The sequence below is a fragment of the Streptomyces sp. rh34 genome, from assembly GCF_002551245.1.
Classification (GTDB): Bacteria; Actinomycetota; Actinomycetes; order Streptomycetales; family Streptomycetaceae; genus Streptomyces.
This window is the reverse complement of sequence record NZ_NTGZ01000349.1, coordinates 1-6,231: the sequence shown is the minus strand read 5'-3', so window position 1 is coordinate 6,231 and position 6,231 is coordinate 1. Positions and strand designations below refer to the sequence as shown.

At 70.6% G+C, this 6,231-nt stretch carries 6 protein-coding genes; 3 read left to right on the top strand and 3 right to left on the bottom strand.

Going from position 1 to position 6,231, the window contains the following annotated elements; all coding sequences use genetic code 11:
- The coding region (locus CR470_RS34840; RefSeq protein ID WP_257139021.1) for a D-alanyl-D-alanine carboxypeptidase family protein at window positions 1-1,240 on the bottom strand (1,240 nt) is incomplete at its 3' end.
- 133 nt (window positions 1,241-1,373) lie between these two features.
- Between CR470_RS34840 and CR470_RS40910 the strand changes: the two genes are divergently transcribed.
- From CR470_RS40910 to CR470_RS34830, 3 genes are all read left to right on the top strand, one after another.
- A complete protein-coding gene (locus tag CR470_RS40910) occupies window positions 1,374-1,619 on the top strand; it encodes an SCO4848 family membrane protein (RefSeq protein WP_257139020.1) in 246 nt (81 codons plus the stop codon).
- Window positions 1,620-1,649: 30 nt separating this feature from the next.
- Window positions 1,650-3,137: a metallophosphoesterase gene (locus CR470_RS34835; protein WP_097871451.1), complete on the top strand. Its 1,488-nt coding sequence runs from the start codon at window positions 1,650-1,652 to the stop codon at window positions 3,135-3,137.
- A gap of 271 nt (window positions 3,138-3,408) precedes the next feature.
- Complete coding sequence (locus CR470_RS34830) at window positions 3,409-4,962, top strand: ABC transporter substrate-binding protein (protein WP_097871447.1); 1,554 nt, start codon at window positions 3,409-3,411, stop codon at window positions 4,960-4,962.
- Window positions 4,963-4,972: 10 nt separating this feature from the next.
- Here the strand turns inward: CR470_RS34830 and CR470_RS34825 are convergent, their stop codons facing one another.
- Together CR470_RS34825 and CR470_RS34820 are read right to left on the bottom strand one after the other, a co-directional pair.
- Window positions 4,973-5,728 (bottom strand): TetR/AcrR family transcriptional regulator, encoded by a 756-nt coding sequence (locus tag CR470_RS34825; protein WP_097871445.1) that lies wholly within the window; start codon window positions 5,726-5,728, stop codon window positions 4,973-4,975.
- 10 nt (window positions 5,729-5,738) lie between these two features.
- Window positions 5,739-6,231: thiol-disulfide oxidoreductase DCC family protein (locus CR470_RS34820; protein WP_373561462.1), on the bottom strand; the 493-nt coding region annotated here is incomplete at its 5' end.

Sequence of the window (6,231 nt, the reverse complement as noted above, 5' to 3'; positions counted from 1 at the left end):
GGGCCAGGCCGGTCAGCGGCCAGCGACGGTTGACGAGGAACACCCCGCCGGCCAGGAACACCAGCAGCCCGCCGATGATCGCCAGGACGATCCCGACCCCGCCGGAACCGTTCGAGGCCGCCGACGCGTGCGCGGCCTCCGCCTGTCCTCCCGAGCCCTGGTCGGCTCCGGCGGCGGGCTTCGCCGCGCCCTTGCCGCCGGTCCCGGTGTCCACGGACTTCGGCGGCACCAGCTCGCCGACGGGGGTCACCTTGCCGCTCGCGGCGAAGCCCCAGTCGAGCAGGCTCGCGGCCTCCTTGTAGACGGCGTGGCTCTCGTCCGCCGACGGGTTCATGACCGTGACCAGCAGGACCTTGCCGTTGCGCTCGGCGACGCCGGTGAAGGTGTTGCCCGCGTGGGTGGTGTAGCCGTTCTTGACGCCCGCGATGCCCTGGTACGGGTCCACGCCGATGTCCCCGGTGATCAGCCGGTTGGTGTTCTGGATCTCGAAGGAGCCGCGCTTCTTGCCCTTCTTCTCCTCGCCGGGGAAGTCGGCCGACGCGGTCGCCGCGTACTCGCGGAAGTCCTTCTTCTGGAGTCCGCTGCGGGCGATCAGGGTCAGGTCGTAGGCGCTGGAGACCTGGCGCGGGGCGTCGTACCCGTCCGGCGAGACCACCCGGGTGTCCAGGGCCTGGAGCTCCTCGGCGTGCTTCTGCATCGCGGCCACCGTCTTCGGGACGCCGCCGTACATCTCCGACAGGACGTGCACCGCGTCGTTGCCCGACCGCAGGAACACCCCGAGCCACAGGTCGTGGACCGTGTAGGTGTGGTCCTCCTTGATCCCGACCAGGCTGCTGCCCTCGCCGACCCCGGACAGCTCACCTTCCGTCACCTTGTGGGTCAGGGTGGTGGGCTGGAGCGCGGGCAGGACGGTGTCCGCGAAGAGCATCTTCATGGTGGAGGCGGGCGGCAGTCGCCAGTGCGAGTTGTGCGCCGCCAGAACGTCACCGTTCTCCGCGTCCGCGACGATCCAGGACCGGCCGGTCAGCGCCTTGGGCAGCACCGGCGCCCCCGGGCCCAGATTGACCTGGGTACCGGCCCTGCCGAGCTGCTCCCCGCCGAGGCTGGACATCGTGCTCGGCGGCTTGGGCTGTTTGTCGTCGCTCTTGTCCTTGTCGGCCGCCGTGGCGGGACTCAGGACGAAACCGGACAACAAGGCGGCAGAGGTGACCGTGAGGGCGATCTTTTTCAGAGCAGGCACGGTCGGAAACGTACAGGGCGAAGGTGTGGATGCGGACCCGGACCGGCTGACCCGCCGCAGGGAACGCCGGGACGGCCCCGTTCGGACGCCACCCCGGGAGAGGGAGCCGGGGGGCGGCGGCGATACTGGACCCATGAAGCTCAGCCGCCGCGTGTCCTGGTTCCTGCTCGCGTTCGGGGTGTGGAGCTGGTTCATCTGGATCACTTTCGTCAAGAACCTGTGGCAGGACGGCAGCGGGCTCGCCTTCGACGACGCGGGCGAACCGACCGGGTACTTCTGGGTGCACCTGCTGCTCGCCATCGCGTCCTTTTCTCTGGGGACGGTGGTCGGCGTGATCGGGTTGCGCGGAGTCCGGGCTTTGCGCGACGACCGCGCATGACGACGGGAACATGGGGAAGCTCGGATGGCAGTGGTCTTCGCTCTGATGGGGCTCGTGGTGCTGGCGCTGCTCGGCACCGTTCACCGGTATCTGTGGCGCCGCTTCGTCGGTGACACGACGGCGCCGGGCAGCCCGCTGCGCCGGGTGGGCACCGTCGCGGCCTTCGTCCTGCCCCTGCTGAGCGTCGGTGCCATGACGTCCGGCCGGGTGGGAGCCCCCTTCTGGCTCCAGCAGGTGCTGGCCTGGCCGGGCTTCCTGTGGCTCGCCTGCCTGCTCTACCTGACGCTGGCGCTGCTCGTGGGCGAGGTCGTACGTCCGGTCCTCCTGCGGGTCCTCGCCCGGCGCGACGGGGTGGGGCCGGGGGCCGATGCCCGGACCGTTCCGGAGCCGGCCGCCGCGGCCCCGCCGGAGGAGAACGGAACGGGAACCGGAATCCCCGCCGACGTCCCGGACGAGACCCGCCCCCGTGCCGAAGAGCTGGTGCCGTCCGGCTCGGCCGGCGCCCCCGCACGATCGGAAGCGGCAGGGAGTGCGGCGCCGGCCCCCGTGACGGGGACGGAAAGGGAACGGGAAGCGGAACCGGCCGCCGAAGCCCCGGCCACCTCGACCACCGCGCCCGCCATCGCCCCCGCCTCCGCGCCGGCTTCCGCCTCCGCGCCGGCTTCCGCCTCCGCGCCGGCTTCCGCCCCCGGCCCCTCCCGGCGGCTCTTCGTCTCCCGGGTCGTCGGCGGCGCGGCGGCCGCCGCCGGACTCGCCACCGTCGGGTACGGCGCGTACGGCGTGCTGCGCGGGCCCAGCGTCCGGCGGATCACCGTCCCGCTGGCCAAACTGCCCCGCGCCGCCCACGGCTTCCGGATCGCCGTGGTCAGCGACATCCACATCGGCCCGATCCTCGGCCGCGCCCACACCCGGCGGATCGTCGACACGATCAACGCGACCTCGCCCGACCTGGTCGCCGTCGTCGGCGACCTCGTCGACGGGTCCGTCGCGGACCTGGGCTCCGCCGCCGAACCGCTGGCCGCCCTGCGCGCCCGCCACGGCAGCTTCTTCGTCACCGGCAACCACGAGTACTTCTCCGGCGCCGAGCAGTGGGTCGACCACGTCCGCGAACTGGGCCTGCACCCGTTGGAGAACGCCCGGGTCGAGATCGAGGGCTTCGACCTCGCCGGCGTCAACGACATCGCGGGCGAGACCGAGGGGCAGGGGCCCGACTTCGCCCGCGCACTGGGCGACCGGGACCGTGGCCGGGCCGCCGTCCTCCTCGCCCACCAGCCCGTCGTCATCCACGACGCCGTCGAGCACGGTGTCGACCTCCAGCTCTCCGGCCACACCCACGGCGGACAGCTCTGGCCCGGCAACCTCCTCGCCGAACTGGCCAACCCCACCGTCGCCGGCCTCGAACGCTACGGCGACACCCAGCTCTTCGTCTCGCGCGGTGCGGGCGCCTGGGGCCCGCCGGTCCGGGTGGGCGCCCCCTCCGACATCACCGTCGTGGAGCTGGCCTCCCGTCAGACGTAGTCCGGTTGCGGGTGCGACGGTTCGCGAGCCCCGGATCCCTCCTCATGGAATCCACACCGAAAGGTCACCGTCAGCTACGGAAAGCCGCAGGTGGGAGGCGCGAAACAGCCTTTTCGGACAGAGGTTTGGGTACGTGTCCAACAAAAGGCTGTGAGCGCCCCATTTACTCTTCCAGATGTGAAAATCGTGTGATTGGGTAAGCGCGAACGTGCGGCGATGTGCGGAACTGAACGCCACCGCCGAGGTGGGGCTGGTAAGGGAGAGCACGGCAATGCGGTCGGTCCGGGTACGGATTCTCGCGATTCTCGCGGTATTGGTCATAGCGGGCGTCGGCGCCTGGCAACTGCTCCCGTCGGGGGAGGCGAAGACCGATGCGATCACTGTCGGGACATCGGACGTCGTCACCTCCCTCGACCCGGCCGGCGCGTACGACGCGGGTTCCTGGGCGATCTACAGCAACCTCTACCAGTCGCTGATGACCTTCAAGCCCGGTGCGGTCACGCCGGAACCGGACGCCGCCGAGAGCTGCGGGTTCGTCGGGCAGAAGCTCCAGACGTACCAGTGCAAGCTCCGTGACGACCTGACCTTCTCCAACGGCCGCAAGATCACCGCCGAGGACGTCAAGCACTCCTTCGACCGGATCTTCACGATCAAGTCGGACGTCGGCCCCGCGGGCCTCTTCCCCACCCTCGACACGGTGACGACCGAGGGCCGCACGATTACCTTCAACCTGTCCGCCAAGGACGCGACCTTCCCGCAGAAGATCGCCACCGGCGCCGCCGCGATCGTCGACCCGACGAAGTACCCGAAGGACAAGCTCCGCCGGGGCAACCAGGTCGACGGCTCCGGCCCGTACGTCCTCAAGTCGTACGAGCCGGGGAACAGCGCCGAGCTGGTGCCGAACCTGAAGTACAAGGGCGCGCTCAAGAAGACCGGCGAGGCGGTGAACATCCGCTACTTCAAGACCTCCGAGGAGCTTCAGACGTCCTGGGACGCCGACGACGTGGACATCGCCCACCGCCAGCTGCCGTCCGAGACGCTCGCCGAACTGAACGTGAACGACCCGGACGTGCGGGTCACCGAGGCGGCCAGCGCCGAGATCCGCAACGTCATCTTCAACCTGCGCGAGGGCTCGCCGTTCAGGGAGAAGAAGGTCCGCCAGGCTGTCGCCACGCTCCTCGACCGGGGCCCCCTGGTCCGGAAGGTCTACCAGGGCACGGTCGACCCGCTGTACTCGCTGATCCCCACCGGCTACATCGGGCACAGCACCCCCTTCTTCGACGTCTACCCCTCCTCCGACCCCAAGCGTGCGGCGCAACTGCTGGAGGAGGCCGGAGTGGAGACGCCGGTCGCCGTCAACTTCGCCTACCGCGAGGGCGACATGTACACCAAGGAGACCGCCGAGCTGCGCCGTCAGATGGAGAAGGACGGGCTGTTCGAGGTCTCGGTCAAGGCCGTGGAGTGGACGAAGTACCAGAAGGAGTACGCGGCCGGGAAGTACGACATGTACACCGTCGGCTGGTTCCCCGACTTCCCGGACCCCGACACCTTCAGCCAGCCGCTCGTCGGCACCGGGAACGTCCTGCACAACGGCTACTCCAGCAAGAAGATGGACCAGCTGATCGCCGCCACGCAGCAGTTCAGCGACCGCAGCCGGACCTCGGGCGACTTCAAGGACATGCAGTCGCTGGTCGGCGAGGACGTCCCCCTGCTGCCGCTGTGGCAGAAGAAGGACTACGTCGTCGCCAAGTCCGAGGTCGCCGGTTCCCAGTACCTCTCCGACGGCACCGGCACCTGGCGCCTGTGGGAACTCAGCTGGATCTGATCCGGACGGATCAGTCGGCCGGCCGGGCCTCGGGGGGTGTCCCGCCCCTGGGCCCGGCCGTCTCCGTACCCGGCAGGAACTCCACCAGCAGCGCGTGGATCTGCCGCACCAGCGGTCGCAGCACCCGGAACCGGGAGAGCGAGATGGCCCGTGCGGCGATCGGCGCGGTGCGCTCGACCAGCCGGCGGCTGCGCTCGGCGCCCTGGCTGCGGTCGTACACCCAGAACAGCACCAGCCCCATCTGCATCAGCCACATCAACTGCGGCAGCAGCGGAGCCAGTTCCGGGTCGCTCTTGACGTCCGCCCCCGCGATGCAGCGCTCGTGGATGGAGATCGCCGCGTCGCGGGCGGCGGCCGAGTCCTCGGAGAACGGGGAGAGCGGGCTGTCCGGATCGGCGGCGTTCTTGAAGAACTGGGCGGCGAAACGGTGGTACGGCTCCGCCACGTCCAGCCAGCCGAGCAGCACGCCCCTGACGCGTACGGTCAGATCCCCGTCCCCCTCCAGCACGGGCCGGACCGCCTCGGCGTGTTCGTCGGCGATGCGGTCGTAGAAGCCCTGGACCAGGTGCTCCTTCGAGGAGAAGTAGTAGTAGGCGTTCCCGACCGAGACGCCCGCCTCCTGGGCGATGGCCCGCATGGTCGTCCGGTCGTAGCCGCGCTCCGCGAAGAGCCGGAGCGCCGTTTCGAGAATCAGCGTGCGGGTCTGCTCGCTCTTCGCGGCCTTGGCCGGTTTCTTCTCCTGCACGTTCTTCTCTTCCTTCACCACGGGCCCAAGGCTATCGGGGACCCCACGGTCCTCCGGGCGGGACGGCGCACTCGCGGACCCCGGGGGCGCAGGGCGGGAGGACCATCGAGCGGTAGCGGGCGGCGGCCAGGACGGTGCCCCGGGCGAAGGGCCGCCCCGCCGGGGTGGTCAGCCAGTGGGCCCGGGAGCGGTACTTGGCCAGCGCCCACAGGCAGACGATCCAGGCGGAGGCCTCCCGGTAGACCTGTCCCAGGTCGCCGACGACGGTGATCTCCGCCAACGTCGCCGCGTGGTCCAGCTCCGGGAACCGCCGCCGGGCCTCGGCCGATCCGGCCGGTACGAGGTCCAGCGGGACGAGCTGCCGCTGCCGCTGGAGCCAGTGCCGCAGGTGGACGCAGAGCGGACACCGCGCGTCGTAGAGCACGGTGAGCCGGCGTACGGGCCCGGGCCCGGCGGCGGCGTACGGGGCCGGCCCCGGCGACGCCGTGGGCGCGGCTCCGGTCACCGGGCTCACCGCCCGGGTG